22 protein-coding genes and 1 pseudogene are annotated in these 24474 nt (G+C 61.9%); 18 read left to right on the forward strand and 5 right to left on the reverse strand.

All coding sequences use genetic code 11. The features are described 5' to 3' along the window. From AAFO90_RS13990 to AAFO90_RS14005, 4 genes and pseudogenes are all read left to right on the forward strand, one after another. Nucleotides 1-108: pseudogene (locus AAFO90_RS13990) on the forward strand (IS5/IS1182 family transposase); the annotation flags it as partial. 517 nt (nt 109-625) lie between these two features. Continuing rightward, nucleotides 626-1687, forward strand: coding sequence for a Hint domain-containing protein (locus tag AAFO90_RS13995; RefSeq protein WP_347509764.1), 1062 nt, complete (start codon nt 626-628; stop codon nt 1685-1687). Nucleotides 1688-1957: 270 nt separating this feature from the next. Beyond that, nucleotides 1958-2578, forward strand: a complete 621-nt coding sequence (rpsD, locus tag AAFO90_RS14000) for a 30S ribosomal protein S4 (protein ID WP_065272856.1) — start codon at nt 1958-1960, stop codon at nt 2576-2578. Between the two features lie 206 nt (nt 2579-2784). Next, a complete protein-coding gene (locus AAFO90_RS14005; RefSeq protein WP_065272857.1) occupies nt 2785-3357 on the forward strand; it encodes a PA14 domain-containing protein in 573 nt (190 codons plus the stop codon). 52 nt (nt 3358-3409) lie between these two features. Here the strand turns inward: AAFO90_RS14005 and AAFO90_RS14010 are convergent, their stop codons facing one another. Next, nucleotides 3410-3871, reverse strand: a complete 462-nt coding sequence (locus tag AAFO90_RS14010; RefSeq protein ID WP_347509765.1) for an Lrp/AsnC family transcriptional regulator — start codon at nt 3869-3871, stop codon at nt 3410-3412. 103 nt (nt 3872-3974) lie between these two features. On the opposite strand from AAFO90_RS14010, the gene AAFO90_RS14015 reads away from it, so the two are divergent. The 4 genes from AAFO90_RS14015 (at nt 3975) to AAFO90_RS14030 (ending at nt 8375) form a co-directional block, all read left to right on the forward strand. After that, nucleotides 3975-5399 carry an aminotransferase class V-fold PLP-dependent enzyme gene (locus AAFO90_RS14015; protein ID WP_347509766.1) on the forward strand — a complete coding sequence of 475 codons (1425 nt, stop codon included), beginning with the start codon at nt 3975-3977 and terminating at the stop codon, nt 5397-5399. 131 nt (nt 5400-5530) lie between these two features. Continuing rightward, nucleotides 5531-6622, forward strand: a complete 1092-nt coding sequence (hisC, locus tag AAFO90_RS14020; protein ID WP_274830171.1) for a histidinol-phosphate transaminase — start codon at nt 5531-5533, stop codon at nt 6620-6622. Further along, nucleotides 6619-7539 carry a prephenate/arogenate dehydrogenase family protein gene (locus AAFO90_RS14025; RefSeq protein WP_347509767.1) on the forward strand — a complete coding sequence of 307 codons (921 nt, stop codon included), beginning with the start codon at nt 6619-6621 and terminating at the stop codon, nt 7537-7539. Before hisC ends, AAFO90_RS14025 begins: the two co-directional genes overlap by 4 nt. After that, nucleotides 7536-8375 carry an extensin family protein gene (locus tag AAFO90_RS14030; protein ID WP_347509768.1) on the forward strand — a complete coding sequence of 280 codons (840 nt, stop codon included), beginning with the start codon at nt 7536-7538 and terminating at the stop codon, nt 8373-8375. The genes AAFO90_RS14025 and AAFO90_RS14030 overlap by 4 nt, the downstream gene beginning before the upstream one ends. A 36-nt stretch (nt 8376-8411) precedes the next feature. On the opposite strand, the gene AAFO90_RS14035 is transcribed toward AAFO90_RS14030, so the two are convergent. Next, nucleotides 8412-9410 carry a DUF2125 domain-containing protein gene (locus tag AAFO90_RS14035; protein ID WP_347509769.1) on the reverse strand — a complete coding sequence of 333 codons (999 nt, stop codon included), beginning with the start codon at nt 9408-9410 and terminating at the stop codon, nt 8412-8414. 69 nt (nt 9411-9479) lie between these two features. Between AAFO90_RS14035 and AAFO90_RS14040 the strand changes: the two genes are divergently transcribed. The 3 genes from AAFO90_RS14040 (at nt 9480) to AAFO90_RS14050 (ending at nt 13633) form a co-directional block, all read left to right on the forward strand. Next, nucleotides 9480-10010: a gamma-glutamylcyclotransferase gene (locus tag AAFO90_RS14040; protein WP_347509770.1), complete on the forward strand. Its 531-nt coding sequence runs from the start codon at nt 9480-9482 to the stop codon at nt 10008-10010. Between the two features lie 77 nt (nt 10011-10087). Then, nucleotides 10088-11275, forward strand: coding sequence for a biopolymer transporter ExbB (locus AAFO90_RS14045; protein ID WP_065272865.1), 1188 nt, complete (start codon nt 10088-10090; stop codon nt 11273-11275). Nucleotides 11276-11278: 3 nt separating this feature from the next. Further along, nucleotides 11279-13633, forward strand: coding sequence for a peptidoglycan -binding protein (locus tag AAFO90_RS14050; RefSeq protein WP_347509771.1), 2355 nt, complete (start codon nt 11279-11281; stop codon nt 13631-13633). A 21-nt stretch (nt 13634-13654) separates the two neighbouring features. Here the strand turns inward: AAFO90_RS14050 and AAFO90_RS14055 are convergent, their stop codons facing one another. From AAFO90_RS14055 to gloB, 3 genes are all read right to left on the reverse strand, one after another. Then, nucleotides 13655-14626, reverse strand: coding sequence for a M23 family metallopeptidase (locus tag AAFO90_RS14055; protein WP_347509772.1), 972 nt, complete (start codon nt 14624-14626; stop codon nt 13655-13657). After that, on the reverse strand, nt 14626-16950 hold the full coding sequence (gene clpA / locus AAFO90_RS14060; RefSeq protein WP_347509773.1) for an ATP-dependent Clp protease ATP-binding subunit ClpA: 2325 nt from the start codon (nt 16948-16950) through the stop codon (nt 14626-14628). The genes AAFO90_RS14055 and clpA overlap by 1 nt, the downstream gene beginning before the upstream one ends. Nucleotides 16951-17130: 180 nt before the next feature. Beyond that, entirely contained in the window at nt 17131-17904 is a 774-nt protein-coding gene (gloB, locus tag AAFO90_RS14065) for a hydroxyacylglutathione hydrolase (RefSeq protein WP_347509774.1), read from the reverse strand. Between the two features lie 55 nt (nt 17905-17959). Here gloB and AAFO90_RS14070 point away from each other — a divergent pair, with 55 nt between their 5' ends. The 7 genes from AAFO90_RS14070 (at nt 17960) to AAFO90_RS14100 (ending at nt 24466) form a co-directional block, all read left to right on the forward strand. Beyond that, a complete protein-coding gene (locus tag AAFO90_RS14070) occupies nt 17960-18706 on the forward strand; it encodes a methyltransferase domain-containing protein (RefSeq protein WP_065272870.1) in 747 nt (248 codons plus the stop codon). Nucleotides 18707-19117: 411 nt separating this feature from the next. Then, nucleotides 19118-19678, forward strand: a complete 561-nt coding sequence (locus AAFO90_RS14075) for a F0F1 ATP synthase subunit delta (protein WP_347509775.1) — start codon at nt 19118-19120, stop codon at nt 19676-19678. Then, complete coding sequence (gene atpA / locus AAFO90_RS14080) at nt 19679-21220, forward strand: F0F1 ATP synthase subunit alpha (protein ID WP_065272871.1); 1542 nt, start codon at nt 19679-19681, stop codon at nt 21218-21220. Nucleotides 21221-21232: 12 nt separating this feature from the next. After that, on the forward strand, nt 21233-22108 hold the full coding sequence (locus tag AAFO90_RS14085) for a F0F1 ATP synthase subunit gamma (RefSeq protein ID WP_065272872.1): 876 nt from the start codon (nt 21233-21235) through the stop codon (nt 22106-22108). 21 nt (nt 22109-22129) lie between these two features. After that, nucleotides 22130-23554 carry a F0F1 ATP synthase subunit beta gene (atpD, locus tag AAFO90_RS14090; RefSeq protein WP_274830162.1) on the forward strand — a complete coding sequence of 475 codons (1425 nt, stop codon included), beginning with the start codon at nt 22130-22132 and terminating at the stop codon, nt 23552-23554. An 11-nt stretch (nt 23555-23565) separates the two neighbouring features. Continuing rightward, nucleotides 23566-23979 (forward strand): F0F1 ATP synthase subunit epsilon, encoded by a 414-nt coding sequence (locus AAFO90_RS14095; RefSeq protein WP_347509776.1) that lies wholly within the window; start codon nt 23566-23568, stop codon nt 23977-23979. A gap of 136 nt (nt 23980-24115) precedes the next feature. Continuing rightward, the gene (locus AAFO90_RS14100) at nt 24116-24466 is read left to right on the forward strand and encodes an H-type lectin domain-containing protein (protein ID WP_065272875.1); all 351 of its coding nucleotides are present in this window, start codon (nt 24116-24118) and stop codon (nt 24464-24466) included. Nucleotides 24467-24474: the final 8 nt, after the last annotated feature.

The raw sequence follows: 24474 nt of genomic DNA on the forward strand, positions 1-24474 counted from the left end.
TTCGCAAAGATCAAGGAATTCAGAGCCATAGCGACCCGCTACGAAAAGACAACGTCCAGCTACGCCGCCAATTGGCATCTCGCGGCTGCCATCATCGCCTCACGATGAATGTCCACAGACCCTAGATTTTCCTATCCATTTTTTTGACAATTGGCAGGGCATTGAAATCGCTCAAATTATTCGCGTTAAAGGGGAGGGTGCGGGCTTTGTGTCGCGTCCGAAGCCGCGCATCCCGAAGGTTCTAGGCGCCATCTGATGATAGAGCATCAGCAAAGTTTAGGTGGCGCAAAAACTGCAATAAAAATGGTGGTTTGCGGGAGTTTTATCTTGGGTCGGCGAAGGAAAATCAGACAGGAATTTTGACCTTTTGGTATCTCTTACTGGGCTGGCGCATGGCATGCCGCCCCGGACAGGACATCCAGCCGGGCAGGGGGAGAGAATGACCGGTGAGAACCGGCGGCTTCTGCGGTAAGTTGTGCGGTGCCATCGTGGCACTCACGATGAATTTGTGGCTTTGCTGCCGCTGTGTAGGCAAGTATAGTCGGCGGCTGGACTTTGACCTTTCACTGGACAACGGCCATTGGTACGTTCTGCACAATAACAAAAACCGAGGCAGGCAAGAGCAATGAAAACGGGCTTTACTGGCACGTTTGTCATTTCTTGGTCGCAAACAGAATTGGACGGTCTGGCGTCCGCGCCGACCGATGCCCTGAGGATCGGGGCGGCCTGGTCGTGGCATGGGGACAGCCTGCGCCTGGACGGGCCGACGGAGTTGTTGCGTCTGGAAGTGGCAGAGGGTGAAACGGATCTGCGGCGCAGGGCCGCGCGGTCGGCGCGCAGGCTGGTGGGCGCTGCTGTCGATCCGGGCGCAGCCACCGCGACAGGGGATGAGACGGTTCCGGATCGAAGCTTTGTCATCACCGATGGTATGCGCCGATACACCGCGACGCTGATCGAGGCCGGAGCGGGCAGGCTGCCGCTCTTGATGTTTGTGGATGAGCTGCCGCCACGGGATGCGGACCTGTGGATCGTGCATCTTGCGCTGGACGTCGGACAGGCGCCGAAGCCGCAGGAGGATGCAGACAGTGGCTTGATCTGCTTCACGCCCGGAACCCTGATCGACACGCCCTCTGGTGCATGCCCGGTTGAGCACCTCAGCCCGGGTGATGTGGTGCAGACCCGCGATAATGGTCCTCAGAAAATCCGCTGGATCGGAGCCCGCCGGATGAGCGGCGCGCGGCTGTTCGTCTACCCGGGGCTGCGGCCAATTCGGCTGCGCGCTGGGGCGCTTGCGTCGGACCGTCCCGAGGGCGATTTGCTGGTCTCCCCGGAACACCGCCTGTTGCTGCGTGGCGGACGTGTGCGGGCGCTGTTCAATACGCCGGAAGTTCTGGTCGCGGCGCGGGACCTGATCAATGGGACCAGTATCGCCGCGGACACGCAGTTGCGTGAAGTGACCTATATTCATCTGCTGTTCGAAGAGCATCAGGTGCTTTGGGCGAATGGCGTGGAAAGCGAAAGCTTTCATCCCGCCAACGCCTCCCTTACAGCCTTGTCAGAGGGGGATCGCCAGCGACTGCAGACCCTGTTGCCGGGCGTGGATGAAAACCCGCTCAGCTATGGCGCCTTTGCCCGCCGCAACTTGACCGCATCCGAGGCGGCAATCCTGCGGCACGAGGCGGCCTAGGCTGTTTTGCTCCCCGAATGGCAATACCCGCAGCCTGCGGGTATTGACTCGGGCGAGGCTGCCTATATAAGCGCGGCTTCATTGGTGTTGGTGGCCCCCGCAAGGGGATCCCTGTCATGCCGCAAGGCAAGAGGACAACGCCCTTTATAGCCGCCGTTTGCCCGGCTGCGTTCTGGCTGATCTGGTTTGCTGGCCCCCGCGTCCGCAATCCGAAAAGTGGGAACCGGTTTTCGGATCAAATTGCGGAGCCATAAATAAAGGAGATCAGCCGTGACCAAACGCACGTCTGCCAAGTACAAAATCGACCGCCGCATGGGCGAAAACATCTGGGGCCGTCCGAAGTCCCCGGTCAACCGTCGTGAATATGGCCCCGGCCAGCACGGTCAGCGCCGCAAGGGCAAGCTGTCCGATTTCGGCATCCAGCTGCGCGCCAAGCAGAAGCTGAAAGGCTACTACGGCGACCTGACCGAAAAGCAATTCCGCCGCATCTACGGTGAAGCTGAGCGTGTCAAAGGCGACACCGGTGAAAACCTGATCGGTCTGCTGGAGCGCCGCCTGGACGCCGTCGTCTACCGCGCCAAGTTCGTGCCGACCGTCTTTGCTGCCCGTCAGTTCGTCAACCACGGCCACGTTCTGGTCAACGGCCAGCGCGTCAACATCCCCTCCTACCGTGTGAAAGAGGGTGACGTGATCGAGGTTCGCGACAAGTCCAAGCAACTGGCTGTCCTGCTGGAAGCCACTCAGCTGGCCGAGCGCGACGTTCCGGATTACATCGAAGCCGACCACTCCAAAATGAAAGCCACCTTCGTGCGCACCCCCTCCTTGGGCGATGTGCCGTACCCGGTGATGATGGAGCCGAACCTGGTCGTCGAATTCTACGCCAAAAACTAAGTCGGATCCCTTTTCGGGATTTGCGCAGGGGCTGCCTTCGGGCGGCCCCTTTTCCATTTTGGCAGTCGTTACGACCCGCTGCCACCAACGTCACGCGGCGAAATGGTGCTGAGCGACCGATTCTCATTTGTCTATTTGGCGTATCCAGTTGTAGGCTTGGGGCCGAGCATTGGGAATGCGCAGCCCATCAGACTGAGGTGACCAAGATGAGAACAGTATTCGGCACGTTTCTGGCCGCAGCTTCAATGACACTGGCAACGGCCTTGGCAGCTGCGCCTGTCAAGCTGCAACCAGCAGATCCGCAGCCGGGTAGCGTCCGCTCCGGTCTTGCTGTGCGTTATGCCTATCCGCAGGACGTACGCACCCTGTCCGAGGCTTCGGCGGCGTTGAAACAGGGATCCGAAGCCGGGCGCCCGCTGAAAGGCCTTGATCATCGGGATACTAACGAAGGCGACATCACCCTAACGTCGAAACAGGCCCAGCACGTGGTAGCCCGGATCACCGGCTATGTCCGCTTTGACAAACCCGGCGTCTACAATATCGATTTCCTGACCAATGACGGGCTGCGGGCGAAAATCGGCGGGCAGATCGTTGGTCAGTTCGATGGGCGGCAGACCTGTGACAGCACCGTCATGACCGAAGTCGAAGTGCCGGTAGCCGGATGGTATCCGCTGGATGCCTTGTATTTTCAGCGCCTTGGCACGGCTTGCCTTCACATGCGCATGGGCGCGGAAGGCGCGCGGATGAAGTGGATGCCTGACGCCGCCTTCGGCCACTGATCACACCGGCCCCTTCCTGCCTTCCTGCGCCCTGATCGATCACCCTGGTGAGTCACAGGGGCAGGGGGCGTCCTTCGGCAATGGCCTCCATCGCGAAATAGGAGGTGACGCTGTCCAGCTCTACCCCCGCGATCAGGCGCTGGTAGACCTTGTCGTAGCTGGTCATGTCTTCGGTGACCACTTTCAGTTGATAGTCGTAATCACCGCCGATGCGATGAAAATCCACCACTTCGGGGATGGTCAGAACGTGCCTGCGGAAGGTTTCCAGCCAGTCCGCAGAATGGTGGCGCGTGCGCAGCATGACAAAGACCACCAGATCCAGTCCCAGTTTCGCGCGGTCAATCCGCGCGGTTGCCCCCTGTAGCACGCCGTTCTCATTCAGCGCCTTCAGCCGCCGCCAACAGGCGTTCTGCGACAGGCCGACTTTTTCGGCGAGTTCCCGTTGTGACAGGCTGGCATTCCCCTGAAGGCAGCGCAGGATGGCGCGATCAATATGATCTAGGTTATTTGGCATTTAGCGATCATATGACACAAATTTGCGTGCCATCAATCAAAATTAGGCGGAGTATTTCCAGCTCCAGAGGGTCAAGTTTCTGTGGTGAAGAGCGGAGAAACAGATGATCCTTGCCACCATAAAACAAACCCTGAAGGATGCGGCCCGCGAAGGGCGTCTGGCAGATGAGCTGATCGGTGAGGGCGTGCAGATCCCTGGCGCCGATGGAATGGTGCCGCTGGTCTACGCCGATTATGTCGCCTCTGGCCGGGCGTTGCGGTCGGTCGAGGATTTCGTCGTCTCCGACGTTCTGCCCTTTTACGCCAATTCCCATACCGAGGCCTCTTATTGCGGTGCCCATATGACCCGCCTGCGCCGCGCGGCGCGCGCGGAAATCGCGCGGATCACCGGGGCAAAACAGGAGGATGCGGTGATCTTTGCCGGGTCAGGGGCCACCGCTGGTCTGAACCGATTGGTCAGCCTGCTGGGCGTGAATGAGGCCCGCGCGCCAGTGGTCTTTATCGGCCCTTATGAACACCACTCCAATATTCTGCCCTGGCGGGAGAGCCGCGCAACAGTCGTGGAGATCCCCGAAGCGGCGGAGGGCGGGCCTGATCTGGAGGTCCTTCAGGTGGCGTTGAGCGAATATGCCGCCTGCGATCTGAAGATCGGCAGTTTTTCGGCGGCCTCGAATGTGACCGGCATCCTGACCGATGCGGATGCGGTCAGCGCTCTGCTGCATGCCCATGGCGCGCTTGCGGTCTGGGACTACGCCGGGGGCGGGCCCTATCTGCCGATCGACATGGGCGGCAAGGGGGGCGCGCGCAAGGATGCCGTGGTCGTCTCACCGCACAAGTTTCCCGGTGGGCCCGGTGCATCGGGCTTGCTGATCGTGAATGGCAATGCGGTGCGCCGCAAATGCCCTTCTTGGCCCGGGGGCGGCACGGTCAGCTTTGTCTCGCCTTGGGATCATGCCTACAGCGCGGATCTGGCTGCGCGTGAAGAGGCGGGAACACCGAACGTGATCGGTGATATTCGCGCCGCGCTGGCGTTTCTGGTCAAGGAAGCCGTGGGTGAAGCTGAAATCGCCCGCCGGGAGGCCCGCTTCGGCGCCATGGCGCGGGAGGGCTGGCAGGGCAATCCGCAGCTGACCCTTTTGGGCCATCCGACTGCGCCGCGCCTGCCGGTGTTTTCCTTCACCCTCCGGGGGGCTTCGGGGCGGCCTGTGCATCAGCAACTGTTCACCCGGATGCTGAGCGACTTTTATGGCATTCAAGCGCGGGGCGGCTGCGCCTGTGCAGGTCCCTATGCGCATCGGCTTCTGGATATCGATGCGCAGGATTCAAACGCGCTGTTCGCGGATCTTCAGGCCGGAAAGGAACTGCGCAAACCCGGCTGGGTGCGGCTGAATTTTTCCTACCTGATGCCGGATGAAACCGCGCGATACATCATCGACAGCGTCAATGATCTGGCTCTTCGGGCCGAGGATCTGGCTGCGCGATATGAGGCGGACCCGGCGACCGCGCGGTTCCAGCCAAGGGCAGCCTGATCAGGCCAGGGTTGGGGGCAGCAGGACGACAGGCGGCGCAAAACGCGCACTGCGTCTGTTGAGGGCATCTTGCGGCTTTTCGATTGCGTTGTGCGCGGGTATGAACGGGGCGGAACCAAGGAGTCCCTCTTATGACCCAGATCACACCGCAGCCCGGAATTATGGACATCGCCCTTTATCAGGGTGGGGCTGCCCATGTGGACGGGGTGAGCAACACGGTAAAGCTCTCCTCGAATGAGAACCCTCTCGGCCCCAGCCCGCGCGCCATCGAAGCGATGCGCGAGGCTGCGGCGACGATGCATCGCTATCCGAGCTCGGATCATGCTGAGCTGCGCGCCGCCATTGGTGAGGTGCATGGGCTGGACCCGGCGCAGATCATCTGCGGTGCTGGCAGCGACGAGATCATTGCCTTTCTGTGTCAGGCCTATGTGGGGCCGGGGGATGAGGTGCTTTATACCGAGCACGGTTTTGCCATGTATCGCATCAGCGCGCAGGCGGCAGGGGCGACCCCGGTCGAGGTCCGTGAGAATGAGCGGGTGACCGATGTGGACGCCTTGCTTGCGGGCTGCACCGAGCGGACCAAGCTGGTGTTTATCGCCAACCCCAACAACCCCACCGGCACCATGATCGGCGCCGCCGATGTGGCGCGTCTGGCCGATGGCCTGCCAAAGGGCGCGCTGCTGGTGCTGGATGGCGCCTATGCCGAATATGTCGAAGGCTTCGATGCAGGCGCTTCGCTGGTGGCCGAGCGTGACAATGTCTTCATGACCCGCACCTTCTCCAAGATCTACGGGTTGGGTGGTGCGCGCATCGGCTGGGGCTATGGCCCGCAGGAAATCATCGACGTTCTGAACCGCCTGCGCGGCCCGTTCAACGTCTCGACCACCGCGCTGGCCGCGGCCGAGGCTTCGGTGCGGGATACCGATTATGTCGACCGCTGCCGCGCGGAAAACGCCAAATGGCGCGGTTGGCTGGCCGAGGCATTGGCCGAACTTGGGGTGCCCTCGGATACCTCCTGCACCAATTTCATCCTTGCGCGTTTCGCCAGCCAGTCAGAGGCTGAGGCCTGTGATGAGTACCTCAAGGCGCAGGGGCTGATCGTTCGGCGGGTGGCGGGCTACAACCTGCCCAATGCGCTGCGCATCACCATCGGCGATGAGGCCGCCTGCCGCGCGGTTGCTGCCGCGGTCAAGGCCTTCAAAGCCGGGCAGGGCGCAGCATGAGCGCGCCAGTCTACAACCGAGTCGCGCTGATCGGGCTGGGGCTGATCGCCTCTTCGATGTTCTGGGCGATGAAGCGGGCCGGTCTGGCGGGTGAGGTCACGGGCTATGCTCGCAGCGCCGAAACCCGGGACACCGCCCGGCGCATCGGGCTGTGTGATCGCGTCTGCGGCAGCGCCGCCGAGGCTGTGGAGGGCGCCGATCTGGTGGTCCTTTGTGTGCCGGTCGGCGCCATGGGCGCGGTGATGCAGGACATCGCGAGCGTGCTGAAACCCGGCGCCACGGTGTCTGATGTCGGCTCGGTGAAGGCCCATGTGATCGAGGCTGTCGCGCCGCATATCCCCGATGGCGTGCATTTCGTCCCGGCGCACCCTTTGGCGGGGACTGAGCATTCCGGGCCCGAGGCAGGCTTTGCCGAACTGTTTGATAATCGGTGGAGCCTTCTGGTTCCCGTCGAAGGCACCGACCCCGATGCCGTGCAGCGCCTGCGTGACCTCTGGGAGGGGATGGGCGCCAATGTCGATGAAATGGATGCCGATCACCACGATCTGGTGCTGGCTGTCACCAGCCACGCGCCGCACCTTATTGCCTATACCATGGTGGGGGTTGCCGACGATCTGCGCCGCGTGACCGACAGCGAGGTGATCAAATACTCGGCTGCTGGTTTTCGAGACTTTACCCGGATCGCGGCCTCTGACCCGACCATGTGGCGCGATGTGTTCCTGACCAACAAGGACGCGACGCTGGAAATCCTGGGCCGTTTCACCGAGGAGCTTTTCGCCCTGCAAAGGGCGATCCGCACCGGCGACGGGGAGCATCTGCACCAGTATTTCACCCGCACCCGCGCCATCCGCCGCGGGATCATCGAGGCCGGGCAGGATACGGATGCACCGGATTTCGGACGGGCAAAGAAGACATGATCGCCCGGGCTGCTTTTGCGCTGGGCCTTTTGTTGGCCGATGCCGCCGCTGCGACGGCGCCCGAGGCGTCCCTGCGTCCGGCCGGGCGCCCGGCAGGCATTGCAGCCTCACCGGGCCCCGAACTTGATGTCTCTACCTTGGCTGGGCCCGAGCTGATGAGGCCACAAGGGCGGCCGATGTCAGAGCAAACCTTAGCCGTGGCGGCGCTGGGTGCGGTCACGTTGCCCGATGTCGGGCCGGGCAGTTCGTTGCGCCCCAGCCTGCGCCCCGATGCCATTGTTCAGCAGGTGCTGTTCAAGCGGCGCAAGCTGCGAAAAACCTCGGTCTGCGGCGATATCGATATTCAGGGAGAGCCGGTTGGCTCTGTCGTCGGCTCTCTACCGGGCTGCGGTGCGAAATCGGCGGTCCGGGTGTCCTCGGTCGCGGGTGTGCAGCTTAGCAAGAAATCGGTGATGACCTGCGATATGGCGAAATCGCTGAACCGCTGGGTCGAACGGGACGTGGAAAAGGCATTTGGCCGCCGCAACCGCGTAGTGTCGCTGCGAGTGGCTGCGCATTATTCCTGCCGCACACGCAACAACCGTCCGGGCGCGCGCATCTCGGAGCATGGCAAGGGCAAGGCGATCGATATTTCCGGCTTCACCCTGGAAGATGGTGAGACGATCACCGTTCTGGAAGGCTGGCAGAAGCGGCGCACCCGCAGGAAACTGCGCAAGATCTGGAAGGCGGCTTGTGGGCCCTTTGGCACGGTACTAGGGCCTGACGCGGATCGCTATCACAAGGATCACTTCCATCTGGATGTGGCGCGCCACCGGGGTGGAGCCTACTGCCGCTGACCGGGTTAGACCCGTGAGGGATGCCGACAGGCTCCTTCAGTAGAGCGTGATACGCGGAGCCGCGCCCAGTGGCAGAGGGCCAAGGTACATCTGCCCGTCGGTGATCGACAGCGCAATGTCGAGATCCTGTTCGCGGCCATGCATCTGAGCCAGCAGCCCCAGGACCCGTTCGGTGCCACTGCGCAGGCGGGCAGGTAGCAGGCCGGAGCGTTCTGCAAGCCGCAGCAGGCCACGCCAATTCTCTGCCCTGATATCCACCTTGCCGCTCATCCGGCCAGCCTCGTCCACATCCACGCTGCCATTGGCCCGCAGGGCAAGGGCGCCCCAATGCGCCTCTGCCTGCGTCAGGGTGATCCGGCGCGGTTGCGGTCGGCGCAGTTCCAGCACGCGTCGGTCCCATGCGGTGTCAAAAAGGACATCCGCCGCGAGCGTGACATCGGTCAGGCTGGGTGGCAGCTCTTCGGCTGAGATCAGCATCCGTTGCAATCTGCCGCGGGGGGTCAGCGTCTCTGCCCGGGCCGAAATGCGATAGCTCTCCGTGTCCCCCGTTCGGGTCATGTCCAGGGCAAAGGCAGGGGCGGATAGCAGGACCTTACCCGCCCGCGATATCTTCCACTCTGCCGCCTGCAGTGACATCCGTTCCAGTGACATGGTTGATCCGGGCGCGAGCTGCAAGTCCGCCTGCATGTCCGCAGCCTGCAGGACTGCTGTCTTGTCATAGTGTGACAGGCGCTGCGGGGCGGGGGGAAACTGCAGCGTCACCTCCTGCGGCTTCTGGGGCAGGCTGTAGAGGCTGATCCAATCCGCGCTCCAGGCGGCGCCGGTTCCGGGGTCGGCTAGTGTTGGATGCAGGATGCGCGTCCGGTGCGCTGTCGGGAAACCGGAACTTTCCAGCGCAGCGTATTCCGCCAGCCAACCCTGCCGCTCCTGCTCATCGAACCATTGGGCAATACCGCTGCGCAGGCCCCAGGCGCTGGCGGCCCAATACAGGCTCCAAACCAGCCCGGCAGCCACCAGAAGTTTCACAACGCGCATGCCAAAGACCCTCTTTTGCCCGGAGCAGATTTGCTGTTTACAGACAGGGATCAGAAAGGACCAGTTGTCATGACCATGTGGGTGTTCGGATACGGATCACTGTTGTGGAACCCGGGATTTCCCGTCGCGCGCCGCGAGATCGCGACGCTGCAGGGCTATGCGCGCTCCTTCTGCATGAGTTCGGTTCACCATCGCGGCACTGAAGAGAAACCGGGTCTGGTTCTGGCACTGGATGAGGTCGCCGGGGCTCATTGCACGGGCCTTGCTCTGGCGGTGGAAAACGGCGCTGAAACCGAGACGCTGGATTATCTGCGCGAGCGTGAGCTGATCTCCTCGGCCTATGTCGAGCGGGATCTGGAGGTGGAGCTGCAGACCGGGGATCTCGTCACTGCGGTGACCTATGTGATCGATCCCCATCATGTGCAGTATTGCGGCGGGATGAGCCTCGAGGAACAAGCCCGGATTATTGCCCATGCGGTGGGCGGACGGGGGCCCAACACCGAATACCTCTACAATACCGCAAGCCATCTGGCAGAGATCGGGCTGAATGATGAAGATCTGGACTGGCTGGCGGGGCGCGTGCGGCAGATCACAGCATAAAGCCTTGGCCTTGCACTCTCTTTCCCTGTAGGCTTCAGGCGCGACAAGAGCACTGAAAGAGGCAGGAGCCCCTTAATATGGCGCAGCCAGACGGTAAGATCAGGCCCCAGTTTTCCCAACCGGTCCGACAGGTCATTCTGATGCTGATTGCATTGGGGCTTGCCGGGTTTGGCGCCTTTGTCGCGTTGCCACGTGTACTGCCGGTGTTTCAGGCCAACCCCTGGCTCAACGGGTTTATTCTTTTCGTCTTTGTGATCGGGGTGCTGGCCTGTTTCTGGCAGGTCGTGCAGCTGATCGGCTCGGTGCGCTGGATCGAAAGTTTTGCCGGCGGCGGCAGCCGCGGCGAAGACCGGCCACCGTCGATGCTGGCGCCGCTGGCCTCGCTCCTGCGGTCGCGGGGTGCGCGGATGCAGCTTGGCTCTTCCTCGACCCGCTCGATCCTGGATTCCGTGGCGACGCGGATCGATGAAGACCGGGAAATCACCCGTTATATCGTCAACCTTCTGATTTTCCTGGGCCTTCTGGGCACGTTCTATGGTCTGGCGACCACGGTTCCGGCGGTTGTAGATACCATTCGCAGCCTTGCCCCGCAGGAGGGCGAAGAAAGCCTGACCATCTTTAACCGGCTGATGACGGGGCTTGAGGCGCAGCTGGGCGGCATGGGTGTTGCTTTCGCCTCCTCGTTGTTGGGGCTTGCTGGGTCGCTCATCGTCGGCCTTTTGGAGCTTTTTGCCGGGCACGGCCAAAATCGGTTCTACCGCGAACTGGAAGAATGGCTGTCCTCCTTTACCCGGGTCAGCTTTTCTTCGGGCGAGGATGGGGCCGGGGACAGCGGGATCGTCTCCGAGGTGCTGGATACAATGGCCGAGCAGATGGATGCCCTGCAGGGCATGTTCGCCGAAACCGCACAGGGCCGCGTCGCGGTCGAGGAAAAACTCTCGCAGCTGGTCGATAGTATCAACGACATGAACCAGCGTCAGGAACAGAATGAAACGCTGAGCGCGGCCTTGGAGCGGGTGGCTGTCGGGCAGGAAACCCTGACCGAAATCATGCGCGCCCATGGCGACGTGGGCCTTGATGCCGAAAGCCGCATGCGGCTGCGCTCGATCGACGTGCAGATGCTGCGCATCCTTGAGGAAATTTCGGCCGGTCGACAGGAAAGCCTGGCCGAATTGCGCAAGGATATCGACCTGATGGTCAAGGCCTTTGCACCGCCACGGGGCGGCCAGCGCGCAGCCAAGGCCGCCTCTCAGGACGAGGGTTGACCCATGGCCCTGTCCCGGCGCACTGGGCAACGGTTCCAGGCCTCGATTTGGCCGGGCTTCGTCGATGCGATGACCGGGCTTTTGCTGGTGCTGATGTTCGTGCTGACCATTTTCATGGTGGTGCAATCGGTTCTGCGCGAGACCATCACCGGACAGGAAAGCGAGCTGGACGAACTCTCGTCCGAGGTACAGGCGCTGGCCAATGCGCTGGGGCTTGAAGAACGTTCGAACAATCTTCTGACCGCCCGGCTTGGCGCGCTCACCGCAACGCTGAGCACGACGCAGGACGAACTTCAGGAGGCCGAGGGACAGATTGCCGAGCAGAAATCGCTGATTGCGTCGCTCACCTCTGAACGGGACGCGAGGGTTGCCGATCTGGAGGCCGCGCGTAGCCGCATTACCGCCTTCGAGGCGCAGGTAGCCGCCCTGATCGCCGATCAGGAGGCCGCAACGGCGGAAATCGCGGATCTGAGCGCGGAGCGGGAACGGTTGGAGGCGGACAGGGCTGAGCTGCTGAGTGAGCAGGAAGCCTTGAACCTGGCGCTGGCACAGGCCCGCGATGAAATCGATGCCGGTGTTGAAGCGGCGAGGCTGGCTGCGGCCCGGCGCGAGGCGCTGGAGGCGATGATCGCTGATTTGCAGGCGGAAGGCACGGCGCAAGAGGCTCAGCTGGCCGATCTGAAAGACCAGCTGAGCGAAGAAGAAACTGCCCGTCTGGCCGAAGCCGCGGCGGCTGAGGCCCTGCGCAAGAAACTGGAAGACGCTGACGCCGAACTGACCGCCATGACCCTGTCGCTGGAGGCACAGCGCCAGCGGGCCGAGGATACGCTGACCCTTCTGGCCGCCGCCGAGGCTGCCAAGGCGCAGCTGGACAGCCAGTTGGAAGAGGCGCTTGCCACGCTGGAAGCCGCCCGCGCGCAATCGCGGGAACGAGACGAATTGGCCGAGCGGCTGACCCGGGTTCTGGCGCAGATGGAGGTCAGCCAGTCCGAGGCCGAGGCGCGGGTCAGCGCCCTTGAGGCGGAACTCGACCGGGTGCGGACCGATGCCGACACAACCCGCGCCAGTCTGACTGCAGATCTGCAGGCCGCCCGGCAAGAGGCCGCCCGCACCCGTGACGAGTTGGAAGCGGAACTGGCGCGCCAGCAAGCGGCCTCGGTCGAGACGCAATCCCAGTATGAAGAGCAGCTTGCGCAGCTTCAGGCAAACCACGCCAAGGCCCGGGCGGATCTGGAAGCGGCGCTGAGCGCGGCCGAAGACAAGGCCGACGCAGAGCGGCGTGCCTTGGAACAACAGCTGGCTGAGGTCCGGGCGGATGCTGCCAGCCTGCAGGCCGGGCTTGAGGCACAACTGCAGCAGGCCCGCGCTGATCTTGCCGCTGCCCGCAGCGCTGCCAGTTCCACTGCAGAGGACCGGGCTGCGGTGGAGCAACGTCTGCTGACTGCGCTGGAAGCACTGGAAAACGCCCGCGCGGCGGCCAGCGATACGGATGTGCTGCAACAGCGCTTGCTTGCTGCGCTCAATGCCCAGAAGGAGGCGGAGACCAGCGCCGAGGGGCAGCGCAACCTTGCAGAGGAACGCGCCGCGCTGCTGGCGCAGGCCCGCGCAGCACTTGCCGATCAGAAACAGCTATCGACCAAGGCGCAGCGCGAGGCGGCACTGCTGAACCAGCAAATCGCGGCCCTGCGTGAACAGCTGGGTAGCCTGCAGGCCATTCTGGACGATTATCAGGCGCGCGATGCAGCGCAGCAGGTGCAATTACAGAACCTTGGTCAGGATCTGAACGCCGCGCTTGCCCGTGCCGCCTCGGAAGAGCGCAAGCGCCGGATTCTGGAAGAACAGGAGCGCAAGCGGCTGGAGGCCGAGGCGGCAGCTCTGGCCGACAAGGCGCAGGATCTGGAGCGCTACCGGTCGGAGTTCTTCGGGCGGCTGCGGGATGTTCTGGGCAGCCAGGACGGTGTGCGGATCGAGGGTGACCGTTTCGTCTTTGCCTCCGAGGTGCTGTTCGCTCCGGCAAGCGCTGAGCTGTCGGAGGCGGGCAAGGCGGAAATCGCCAAGGTTGCCCGTATCCTGCAAAGCGTGGCCGCTGCGATCCCGCCAGAGATCAACTGGATCATCCGGGTCGATGGCCACACCGACAACACGACCCTGCTGGGGCATCCGAAGTTCAAGGATAACTGGGAGCTTAGCCAGGGGCGGGCGCTGTCGGTGGTGCGCTACATGATTGATGCGCTTGGCATTCCGCCGGGGCGGCTGGCGGCGAATGGGTTTGGCGAATATCAGCCCGTCGACACTGCCGACACGCCAGAAGCCCGCGCCCAGAACCGGCGGATCGAGTTGAAGTTCACCGAACGCTAGGGCGGGGCGAAAGGGCGCGGATCAGTCGATCCGGATCGGCTGGATGATCCGGTCCACTTCTGCCCCGTCGCGCATCAACCGGGCAATCCCGGTATAAAGCCCGGCAGGCCAGGCTGCCCGGCGCAGACGTTTGCCCGCAGCGCGGAAGAATTGCGCCTGATCCTTTTTCAGAGTGGCCTTCTGATCGATCATTTTGCCGCCCGGCCCGTCAATGGTGAGGGTAAGGGTGTCGCCCTCCCGTCCACCGAAGGCATAGGCCCAGAACACCATCGCAGGCGCATCCTTTGCCAGCATCTCTCCCTTCGCCGCAGTGGCGCCGGATTTGATCGCGTCATAGGCTGGAACACCGGTGCTGAACCCGGCACCGAGGAAGCCGCCAGCCTCATAAGCAACTGGCTGCGCCCACAGGGAGGCGCCGGATGCGGCGCCGCAGGCGGCGCTGCTATCTGGCTGGAAGGGGTCGACAACCGCGCCATCCTTGCGCAGCGACAGATGCAGGTGCGGGAATTGCGTCTTGCCGGAGAGGCCAACCTCGCCGAGGGCGGTTCCAGCGGGCACCCGGTCGCCCTTGGCGACGCGGAGCGAGCCGCGCTTCATGTGACAATACTGGGTTTCCCAGCCGCCCGCGTGGCGCAGCACCAGACCGTTGCCGCATTCTCGGTCCTTGATCTCGGCAGCGTTTGCCTTGGTCGCGTATTGATCCGGCATGCCATCGCGCAACCCCGCAACGACTCCGTCTGCGGCGGCACGCACCGTGACGCCGGTCTGCATGTCCGAAAGGTAGGGCAGGGCGATATCCGTGCCCTTGTGCCCGTCATAAGTCAGGCCGTTGCAGGTGAAATCCTGCGCCCCGGGGCCGGGATCCCGGTCGACGTATTGCTGAATGTGGCAGCTGTCGCCCAGCACGCAGTCGATGGGCCAGTCCAATGCGAAATCGCCCGCCGCAACGGGTGCGGCGAGCGATGAAAACAGCGCGAAAAGCGTGCGATACATTATTCTGCGGTCAGCAGCGGCGGCTTGTTACCGGAAATCCGGGGCTTGCCTGGGCCTTCAAGGCGCAGGTCGATCTTGCCGTCCTTGATGCCAACCTTGACGAGACCGCCCTTGGTCAGCTTGCCGAACAGCAGTTCCTCGGCCAGCGGTTTCTTGATGTACTCCTGAATGACCCGGCCCAGCGGACGCGCACCCATCTTGTCGTCATAGCCCTTCTCGGCCAGCCATTCGGCAGCCTTGCGGGTCAGTTCGATCGACACGTTGCGGTCCATCAGCTGCGCCTCAAGCTGCAGTACGAATTTCTCGACAACCTGCAGAATGACCTCTTTGGGCAGCGGCGCGAAGGAGATCACCGCATCCAGACGGTTGCGGAACTCCGGGGTAAAGGTCCGCTCGATAGCGGCGGTGTCTTCGCCCTCGCGGCGGTCGCGACCAAAGCCGATGGCGGCCTTCGCCATGTCCGAGGCGCCGGCGTTGGAGGTCATGATCAGAACCACGTTGCGGAAGTTCACGGTGCGGCCGTTGTGATCGGTGAGCTGCCCGTTATCCATCACCTGCAACAGGATGTTGAAGACATCCGGGTGCGCCTTTTCGATTTCATCCAGCAGCAGCACGGAATGCGGATGCTGATCGACGCCATCGGTCAGAAGACCGCCCTGATCAAAGCCGACATAGCCCGGAGGCGCGCCGATCAGGCGGGAGACCGCGTGTTTCTCCATGTATTCCGACATGTCAAAGCGCAGCAGTTCCACACCCAGCGTATCGGCCAGCTGTTTGGCGACCTCGGTCTTGCCGACACCGGTGGGGCCCGCAAAGAGGTAGTTGCCGATGGGCTTTTCCGGCTCCCGCAGGCCAGCGCGCGCCAGTTTGATGGCGCTGGACAGCGCGTCGATGGCATCGTCCTGACCGAAAACAACGCGTTTGAGCGATTTCTCCAGATCCTTGAGCACCTCTGCATCGTCCTTGGACACGCTCTTGGGCGGGATGCGGGCGATCTTGGCGACGACGGCTTCAACCTCTTTGACGCCAATGGTCTTGCGACGCTTGTCTTCGGGCACCAGATGCTGCGCGGCGCCGGCCTCATCGATCACGTCGATGGCCTTGTCCGGCAGTTTGCGGTCGTTGATGTAACGCGCCGACAGCTCCACCGCCGATTTGATCGCATCGGTGGTGAATTTGACGCTGTGGTGTTCCTCGAAATAGGGTTTCAGGCCCTTCAGGATTTCGATGGCGTCTTCGACCGTGGGTTCGTTCACGTCGATCTTCTGGAATCGGCGCGACAGAGCGCGGTCTTTTTCAAAGTGTTGACGGAACTCCTTGTAGGTGGTGGAGCCCATGGTGCGCAGCTTGCCGCCCTGAAGCGCAGGCTTCAGCAGGTTAGAGGCATCCATGGCGCCGCCAGATGTGGCGCCAGCGCCGATCACCGTGTGGATCTCGTCGATGAAGAGAACCGCGTCGGGGTGTTGCTCCAGCTCGGTCACGACCGCTTTCAGGCGTTCCTCGAAATCACCGCGATAACGGGTGCCGGCCAGCAGGGCGCCCATGTCGAGCGAATAGATGGTGGTCTCGGAGAGAACCTCCGGCACCTCACCCTGCACGATCTTTCGCGCCAGACCTTCGGCGATGGCGGTCTTGCCAACGCCGGGATCACCAACCAGCAGCGGGTTGTTCTTGCGGCGGCGGCACAGCACCTGAATGCAGCGCTCCACTTCGTGGCTGCGGCCGATCAGCGGATCGATGTCGCCTTCGCGGGATTTCGCGTTGAGATCGACGCAATACTTGGCGAGCGCGCTTTCCTTATTTTCGCCCTCGGCGGCCTGCGGCTGTGGTTCTTCTTCAGCCTCGTGAGCGCCGGAAACCGGGCGCGGTTCGCCGAATGCGGGATCCTTGGCAACACCATGGGCGATGAAGTTCACCGCGTCATAGCGGGTCATGTCCTGATCCTGAAGGAAATAGGCGGCATCGCTTTCGCGCTCGGCAAAGATCGCAACCAGCACGTTGGCGCCGGTGACTTCGGTGCGGCCCGAGCTTTGGACATGGATCGCAGCCCGCTGGATCACCCGCTGGAATGCCGCGGTGGGCACGGCTTCGGAGCCGTCAATATCGGTAACCAGGTTCGACAGATCCTCATCCACGAATTCCACCAGGGCCGTTCGCAATTCGCCGAGGTCGACGCTGCAGGCGCGCATTACGCGGGCTGCGTCGGGTTCGTCCAGCAGCGCCAGCAGCAGGTGCTCCAGCGTTGCGAATTCGTGTCGCCGCTCATTCGCCAGCGCCAGCGCTGCGTGAATGGCTTGTTCCAATGTGCTCGAGAATGAAGGCACGGGCGTGCTCCTCTGTCTTGGGTTGAGGGGGGCGGGGCGGCGTATTTACCATCCTTCCCCACTCTCAACCATGGCCTCATAGTATTAGAGTTTGGTTGATAGACCGCCGGCTTCAAGCGCTTTCTTTTATTTTTCGGTCACATTTCTTGTTGCTAAGCCGGAAATGATACACGCCAGAGGTCAGAAATTATCCTTTCTGCGCCGGATTTCTGTAAAGACATCAACGTCTTCAGCGTTCTGCATGGCCATCGATTCCTTAACGCTGGAAAGATGGGCGCGCAGGAAGGGATTTGTGTCCAATTCCAGTTGCAGCGTGGAGGGCACGGTTGGCTCGCCCGCCGCGCGGGCGGTGTCGATCTGCGCGATGCGGGTCTTGAGGGCGTCGTTGTCCGGGTCGATCGTAATGGCAAAGGCGGCATTGGCCTGGGTGTATTCATGGCCGGAATAAACCACGGTTTCGGGAGGCAGAGCGGCAAGGCGCGACAGGCTGTTCCACATCTGCTCGGGCGTGCCTTCGAAGAGGCGGCCACAGCCAAGCGCCATCAGGCTGTCAGCGGTAAAGACGGCGTTGCTGTCCGGGATGTAAAAGGCGATGTGGCCAACGGTGTGGCCGGAAACATCCAGCACCTGAACCTCGTGACCGAACAAATCGAAGCTTTCACCATCCTGTACAGCGCGATCCAGATCTGGCAGCCGGTGCGCATCTGCGGCCGCGCCAGTCACCGAGGCGCCATAGGTGCTGCACAGATCCTTGGTGCCGTCGATATGGTCCCAGTGGTGATGGGTCAGCAGGATCTCGTCCAGCCCCCATCTGCGCTTCTTAAGAGCCGCGGTGATGGCGGCAGGATCCGGAGCGTCAACCAGCGCGGTGCGCCCCGATGCGGCGTCATGCAGCAGGAAGGCGTAGTTGTCAGAGAGGCAGGGAACGGTGACGATCTCAAGGGGCATGGTCATTCGCTTTTTCATTGTTAGACTGCCCCCAGAGTGACCCAAGCAGCAGGCGCCCGCAATGCATCTTGATGTTCAGGATCTGAGGAACTTCTACTACCGCAGTACCCTTGGCCGGGCCGCGCAGGCGGCAATCCGGGCGCGCCTGTTGCAGATGTGGCCCGATGCGACGGGGCAGACTGTTGTGGGCTTTGGCTTTGCCGCGCCGCTGCTGCGTCCCTATCTGGCGGATGCGCGGCGGGTGATGGCGATGATGCCGGGGCCGCAGGGGGTGATGCAATGGCCTGCGGGCATGCCGAATGTTTCGGTTCTGTGCGAAGAGGTCAGTTGGCCTATCGAAACCGGGCGCGTGGACCGGTTGGTGATGCTGCACGGGCTGGAGACCTCTGAACGCCCGTCGGATCTGCTGGAGGAAGCCTGGCGCGCGCTTGGCCCCGGTGGGCGGGCGATTTTCATCGTCCCAAACAGAGCAGGGTTCTGGGCACGGTCGGATAAAACCCCCTTTGGCTATGGGCGCCCCTACACGCTGACACAGCTGGAAAACCAGCTGCGGCTGCACCAGTTCACCATCGAGCAGCATACGGCGGCGCTTTACCGACTGCCGAGCTCCCGGCGGTTCTGGCTGAAATCCGGAGCGCTGCTGGAAAAGATGGGGCGGCGCCTGCCGGCGGTGCTGGCAGGGGGGGTGATCCTGGTCGAGGTCAGCAAGCAGACCCATCAGCAAAAGGGGCTGATGACCCGCGTCAAACGCAGCAACCCGATCCGGGTGCTTGAGGGGCTGTCGAACCCTGTGGCAGAACCTGCCTGACCCGCGCCATGTCCCCGTGCCGATGGCCGCAGCCATGCACAGGGCGCAATGCTAACGGTGATTCCCGCAGGTGCCCTGCCGGGGGCGTGGCGTGCTCATTCTGCGGCAAAACTGCACGAAGGGGGAACAAATGCCGTTTTTTGACCCTCAGGAATCGCAATTCGATGAAGAACTTGTTCATTTTTTGTAGCCTGTTGCGGGGGCAAAGGGCCGCAGTTCCGCTAAGGTATTGAAAACACATAACTCGGTCATTTTGCCGTTACTGTTATAGGCAGTTGATAGGTTGGGAACGCTCTGCTACATCCACGCTGATTTCGATGGCCTGCCACGCTGGTGGGCTGACTCACACCCCCGGGTGCTGCCTGACGCAGGTATGCAGACCGGGGCCAAAATAATATCGGAAGGGTGGACGTGTCCGAACCAGCTTCGATTTCTGCAGGCATCGCCGCGCGCTATGCCACAGCGGTCTTTGAGATCGCTGACGAGAACAAGGCGCTCGACAGCCTTGAGACCAGCATCAATGACCTGGCAGCTGCCCTGGCTGACAGCGAAGACCTTCAAAACCTGATCAGCTCGCCTCTGGTGACGCGTGAAGAGCAGTCCGCCGCGATCAACGCGGTTGCTGAGAAGATGGGGCTTGATCCCGTCCTGCGCAACACCCTGTCGCTGATGGCTGCGAAACGCCGCCTGTTCGTGGTGCCAGCTCTGATCGACTCCCTGCGCGCCAGCCTGGCTGAAGCACGTGGCGAAGTGACCGCAGAGGTCACCTCGGCCAAGGCGCTGACCAAGACCCAAAGCGAAAAGCTGGCCAAGACTCTGGCCGAGCGCGTGGGCAAGAAGGTTACCATCAATGCAACCGTCGATGAGAGCATCATTGGCGGTCTTGTCGTTAAAGTGGGTTCGAAGATGATCGATAGCTCGATCCGCTCCAAGCTCAACTCCCTACAGAATGCAATGAAAGAGGTCGGATAAATGGGTATCCAAGCAGCAGAGATTTCTGCGATCCTGAAAGACCAAATCAAGAATTTTGGTCAAGAAGCAGAGGTGGCCGAAATCGGCCGCGTGCTGAGCGTCGGTGACGGTATCGCCCGTGTGTACGGCCTCGACAACGTCCAGGCCGGCGAAATGGTCGAGTTCCCGGGCGGCATCATGGGCATGGCGCTGAACCTCGAAGCCGACAACGTCGGTATCGTGATCTTCGGTTCGGACCGCGACATTAAAGAAGGTGACACCGTCAAGCGCACCAACTCGATCGTGGACGTTCCCGTTGGCCCCGAACTGCTGGGCCGCGTTGTTGACGGTCTGGGCAACCCGCTGGACGGCAAAGGCCCCATCAACGCCAAAGAGCGCGGCATTGCCGACTCCAAAGCACCGGGCATCATCCCGCGTAAATCGGTTCACGAGCCGATGGCAACCGGTCTGAAATCGGTTGACGCGATGATCCCGATCGGCCGTGGCCAGCGTGAGCTGATTATTGGTGACCGTCAGACCGGTAAGACCGCCGTTGCTCTTGACGCGGTTCTGAACCAGAAAGTCTACAACGACGCCGCAGGCGACGACGAGTCCAAGAAACTGTACTGCGTCTACGTTGCTGTCGGCCAGAAGCGTTCCACCGTTGCCCAGCTGGTGAAGAAGCTGGAAGAAAGCGGCGCGATGGAATACTCGATCGTGGTTGCCGCAACCGCGTCCGACCCGGCTCCGCTGCAGTTCCTGGCACCCTATGCCGCAACCGCGATGGCAGAATACTTCCGCGACAACGGCAAGCACGGCCTGATCATCTATGATGACCTGTCCAAGCAAGCGGTTGCTTATCGTCAGATGTCCCTGCTGCTGCGTCGTCCGCCGGGACGTGAAGCTTATCCGGGTGACGTTTTCTACCTGCACTCCCGTCTGCTGGAACGTTCCGCGAAGCTGAACGAAGACTTCGGCTCCGGTTCGCTGACCGCTCTGCCCGTCATCGAAACCCAGGGCGGCGACGTGTCTGCGTTTATTCCGACCAACGTGATCTCGATCACCGACGGTCAGATCTTCCTGGAAACCGAACTGTTCTACCAGGGCATCCGTCCTGCTGTGAACACCGGTCTGTCGGTTTCGCGTGTGGGCTCCTCGGCTCAGACCGACGCGATGTCCTCGGTTGCCGGTCCGGTTAAACTGTCGCTGGCTCAGTACCGCGAAATGGCGGCCTTTGCGCAGTTCGGTTCCGACCTCGACGCTGCAACCCAGCAGCTGCTGGCCCGTGGTGCGCGCCTGACCGAGCTGATGAAGCAGCCGCAGTACTCGCCGCTGACCAACTCGGAAATCGTCTGCATCATCTTTGCTGGCACCAACGGTTACCTCGACAACGTCGACGTCAAGGACGTTGGCCGGTACGAAGCCGAACTGCTGAGTTTCCTGCGCGGCAAGAAGGCTGACTTCCTGCAGTGGATCACCGACGAAGACCCCAAATTCAAAAAGGGTGAGCCGGTCGAAAAAATGAAGGCGGTACTCGACGAATTCGCTGCCGATTTCGCGTAAGGAGATAAGGCAGTGCCAAATCTCAAGGACCTAAAAAACAGGATCGCGAGTGTCAAAAGCACTCGTAAGATCACAAAAGCCATGCAAATGGTGGCCGCGGCGAAACTTCGCCGCGCCCAGGAAGCTGCCGAAGACAGCCGTCCCTATGCCAAGCGGTTCAACGCCGTTATGGCATCTCTGGCAGCCTCGGTCGGCGACAGCGAAGCAGCGCCCAAGCTGCTTCGTGGCACCGGAAGCGATCAGGTGCAGCTGCTTGTCGTTTTGACAGCCGAGCGTGGTCTGTGTGGTGGCTTTAACGCCAACATCGCCAAGCTGGCCCGTCAGAAGGCAGCTGAGCTGAAAGCGGCAGGCAAGACGGTCAAGATCCTGACCGTTGGCAAAAAAGGCCGCGACGCGCTGCGTCGTGACTTTGAAGCCGATTTTGTCGGTCACGTGGACCTGAGCGAGGTCAAGCGTCTTGGCTATGCCGATGCGCAGGGCATCGCAAAGGACATCCTGACCCGCTTTGACGCTGGTGAATTCGACGTCGCGACGATCTTCTACTCGGAGTTCGTCAACGTCGTGACACAGGTGCCGACGGCACAGCAGATCATTCCGGCCTCTTACGAGGGCGGCGAAGCCGAAGAAGCCTCGGCGGTATATGACTACGAACCCAGCGAAGAGGCCATTCTCGCCGACTTGCTGCCCCGTGGCGTATCCACCCAGATCTTTTCGGCGCTGCTGGAAAATGGCGCATCCGAACAGGGTGCCCGGATGAGCGCGATGGACAATGCGACACGCAACGCGGGCGATATGATCGACCAGCTGACCATCGAGTTTAACCGTTCCCGCCAGGCCGTGATCACCAACGAGCTGATTGAAATTATTTCGGGCGCCGAGGCGCTCTAAGAGACAACCGGAGACCAACAAATGGCAAATGCAAAAGGCAAGGTGGTTCAGATCATCGGCGCCGTTGTCGACGTCCAGTTCGACGATGACCTGCCCGCGATCCTGAACGCCCTCAACACCGACAACAACGGTAAGAATCTGGTTCTGGAAGTTGCGCAGCACCTGGGCGAAAACACCGTCCGTACCATCGCAATGGACGCAACCGAAGGTCTGGTTCGCGGTCAGGAAGTCACCGACACCGGCGCGCCGATCTCGATCCCCGTTGGTAACGCGACCCTGGGCCGAATTCTGAACGTCGTCGGCGAGCCCGTTGACGAAAAGGGCCCGGTGAAAGCCGAAGAAACCCGTCCGATCCATGCGGCGGCGCCTGAGTTCAACGAACAGTCGACCGAGTCGGAAATCCTGGTGACAGGCATCAAGGTCATCGACCTTCTGGCGCCTTACTCGAAGGGTGGTAAGATCGGCCTCTTCGGCGGTGCCGGCGTGGGCAAGACCGTTCTCATCATGGAACTGATCAACAACATCGCAAAAGTGCACTCGGGCTTCTCCGTGTTCGCTGGTGTTGGTGAGCGGACCCGTGAAGGTAACGACCTTTACCACGAGATGATCGAATCCAACGTGATTAAGCCCGACAACCTGTCGGAATCGCAGGTTGCGCTGGTTTACGGTCAGATGAACGAACCTCCGGGAGCCCGTGCGCGTGTTGCGCTGACCGGTCTGACCCTGGCGGAACAGTTCCGTGACCAGTCCGGTACCGACGTTCTGTTCTTCGTGGACAACATCTTCCGCTTTACCCAAGCCGGTTCCGAGGTTTCGGCTCTGCTTGGCCGTATCCCCTCCGCTGTGGGCTACCAGCCGACGCTGGCGACCGACATGGGTGCGATGCAGGAGCGTATTACCTCCACCAAGAACGGCTCGATCACCTCGATCCAGGCTGTGTACGTTCCCGCGGACGACCTTACCGACCCCGCACCGGCAACCACCTTTGCTCACCTCGATGCGACCACGGTTCTTAACCGTGCCATCTCCGAGCTGGGCATCTACCCGGCTGTGGACCCGCTCGACTCCTCGTCGCGCCTGATGGACCCGCAGATCGTTGGCGAAGAGCACTACGCAGTGGCTTCCGACGTTCAGCAGATCCTCCAGCGCTACAAGTCGCTGCAGGACATCATCGCGATCCTTGGTATGGACGAACTGTCCGAGGAAGATAAGCTGACCGTGGCCCGTGCCCGTAAGATCCAGCGCTTCCTGTCCCAGCCGTTCGACGTTGCGAAAGTGTTCACCGGTTCTGATGGTGTGCAGGTTCCGCTGGAAGACACCATTGCCTCGTTCAAGGCAGTTGTGGCCGGCGAATACGACCACCTGCCCGAAGGCGCCTTCTACATGGTTGGCGGCATCGAAGAGGTGAAGGCAAAAGCCGAGAAAATGGCTGCTGAGGCGGCCTAAGGAGGGCCCTGATGGCTGATACCATGCAATTCGACCTCGTGAGCCCGGAGCGGAGCCTTGCTTCGCTTCAGGTGAGCGCGGTTCAGATCCCCGGCGCGGAAGGCGACATGACGGCTATGCCGATGCATGCGCCGACCATCACCACGCTGCGCCCGGGTGTCCTGCGGGTCGAAAGCCCCCAAGGCACTTCGGAGTATGTGGTCACCGGTGGGTTTGCCGAAATCGGTTCCGAGGCGCTCTCGGTTCTGGCCGAAAAGGCAATCCCGATGGATGAAATGACCCGTGCGCACCTGGATGAGCTGATCGAGGGCGCACGTGAGACCTACAAGACCGCTAAGGAAGAAGAGCAGCCCCACGACATCGTCGAGGAAGCCGCGAAACTTCTCGCGGACATGGAGGCCCTTGGCACCCACATGAGCCTCTAAGGTTCCGCGCCAAGCGAGAAAGACTTTATAAACCGGCCCTTATGGGGCCGGTTTTCTTTTGTGTGCTCAGATGGTTTTATGACGCTTCAGGGTTGTGGGTGCGTCAGGCTGCCCGCGAGCGGAGGATTGGAAATTCATGAAAAGACTGCGAAACCCGCGCACCGGGATTGATCAGGGCGATCTTGTGGTGTTTTCCGAGTTCGACAGCGGCGGCAGCATGTGGACAGGGGAGGGCGCCCGGGAGCGGCGCAAGACCGTGCGGTTTTCCGAAGCCTTTGCCCGCCCGCCCGCGGTGCAAGTGTCGATGTCGATGTGGGACATGGATACCTCGGCTGCCGTGCGGGCCGAACTGGTAGCCGAGAATATAACCGCCACCGGGTTTGATGTGGTGTTTCGCACTTGGGCCGACAGCCGCGTGGCGCGGGTACGGGCAGCTTGGATGGCCATTGGCGATATGCCGTTCGAGGATGACTGGGTGGTAGACTGACCTGCCTC

The organism is Phaeobacter sp. CAU 1743 (assembly GCF_039839315.1).
Lineage (GTDB): Bacteria > Pseudomonadota > Alphaproteobacteria > Rhodobacterales > Rhodobacteraceae > Phycobacter > Phycobacter gallaeciensis_A.

Coding starts and splice junctions, on each gene's coding strand:
- AAFO90_RS13995 (WP_347509764.1), top strand. CDS start 626: ATGAAAACGGGCTTTACTGGCACGTTTGTCATTTCTTGGTCGCAAACA.
- AAFO90_RS14005 (WP_065272857.1), top strand. CDS start 2,785: ATGAGAACAGTATTCGGCACGTTTCTGGCCGCAGCTTCAATGACACTG.
- AAFO90_RS14010 (WP_347509765.1), bottom strand. CDS start 3,871: ATGCCAAATAACCTAGATCATATTGATCGCGCCATCCTGCGCTGCCTT.
- AAFO90_RS14015 (WP_347509766.1), top strand. CDS start 3,975: ATGATCCTTGCCACCATAAAACAAACCCTGAAGGATGCGGCCCGCGAA.
- hisC (WP_274830171.1), top strand. CDS start 5,531: ATGACCCAGATCACACCGCAGCCCGGAATTATGGACATCGCCCTTTAT.
- AAFO90_RS14025 (WP_347509767.1), top strand. CDS start 6,619: ATGAGCGCGCCAGTCTACAACCGAGTCGCGCTGATCGGGCTGGGGCTG.
- AAFO90_RS14030 (WP_347509768.1), top strand. CDS start 7,536: ATGATCGCCCGGGCTGCTTTTGCGCTGGGCCTTTTGTTGGCCGATGCC.
- AAFO90_RS14035 (WP_347509769.1), bottom strand. CDS start 9,410: ATGCGCGTTGTGAAACTTCTGGTGGCTGCCGGGCTGGTTTGGAGCCTG.
- AAFO90_RS14040 (WP_347509770.1), top strand. CDS start 9,480: ATGACCATGTGGGTGTTCGGATACGGATCACTGTTGTGGAACCCGGGA.
- AAFO90_RS14045 (WP_065272865.1), top strand. CDS start 10,088: ATGGCGCAGCCAGACGGTAAGATCAGGCCCCAGTTTTCCCAACCGGTC.
- AAFO90_RS14050 (WP_347509771.1), top strand. CDS start 11,279: ATGGCCCTGTCCCGGCGCACTGGGCAACGGTTCCAGGCCTCGATTTGG.
- AAFO90_RS14055 (WP_347509772.1), bottom strand. CDS start 14,626: ATGTATCGCACGCTTTTCGCGCTGTTTTCATCGCTCGCCGCACCCGTT.
- gloB (WP_347509774.1), bottom strand. CDS start 17,904: ATGACCATGCCCCTTGAGATCGTCACCGTTCCCTGCCTCTCTGACAAC.
- AAFO90_RS14070 (WP_065272870.1), top strand. CDS start 17,960: ATGCATCTTGATGTTCAGGATCTGAGGAACTTCTACTACCGCAGTACC.
- atpA (WP_065272871.1), top strand. CDS start 19,679: ATGGGTATCCAAGCAGCAGAGATTTCTGCGATCCTGAAAGACCAAATC.
- atpD (WP_274830162.1), top strand. CDS start 22,130: ATGGCAAATGCAAAAGGCAAGGTGGTTCAGATCATCGGCGCCGTTGTC.
- AAFO90_RS14095 (WP_347509776.1), top strand. CDS start 23,566: ATGGCTGATACCATGCAATTCGACCTCGTGAGCCCGGAGCGGAGCCTT.
- AAFO90_RS14100 (WP_065272875.1), top strand. CDS start 24,116: ATGAAAAGACTGCGAAACCCGCGCACCGGGATTGATCAGGGCGATCTT.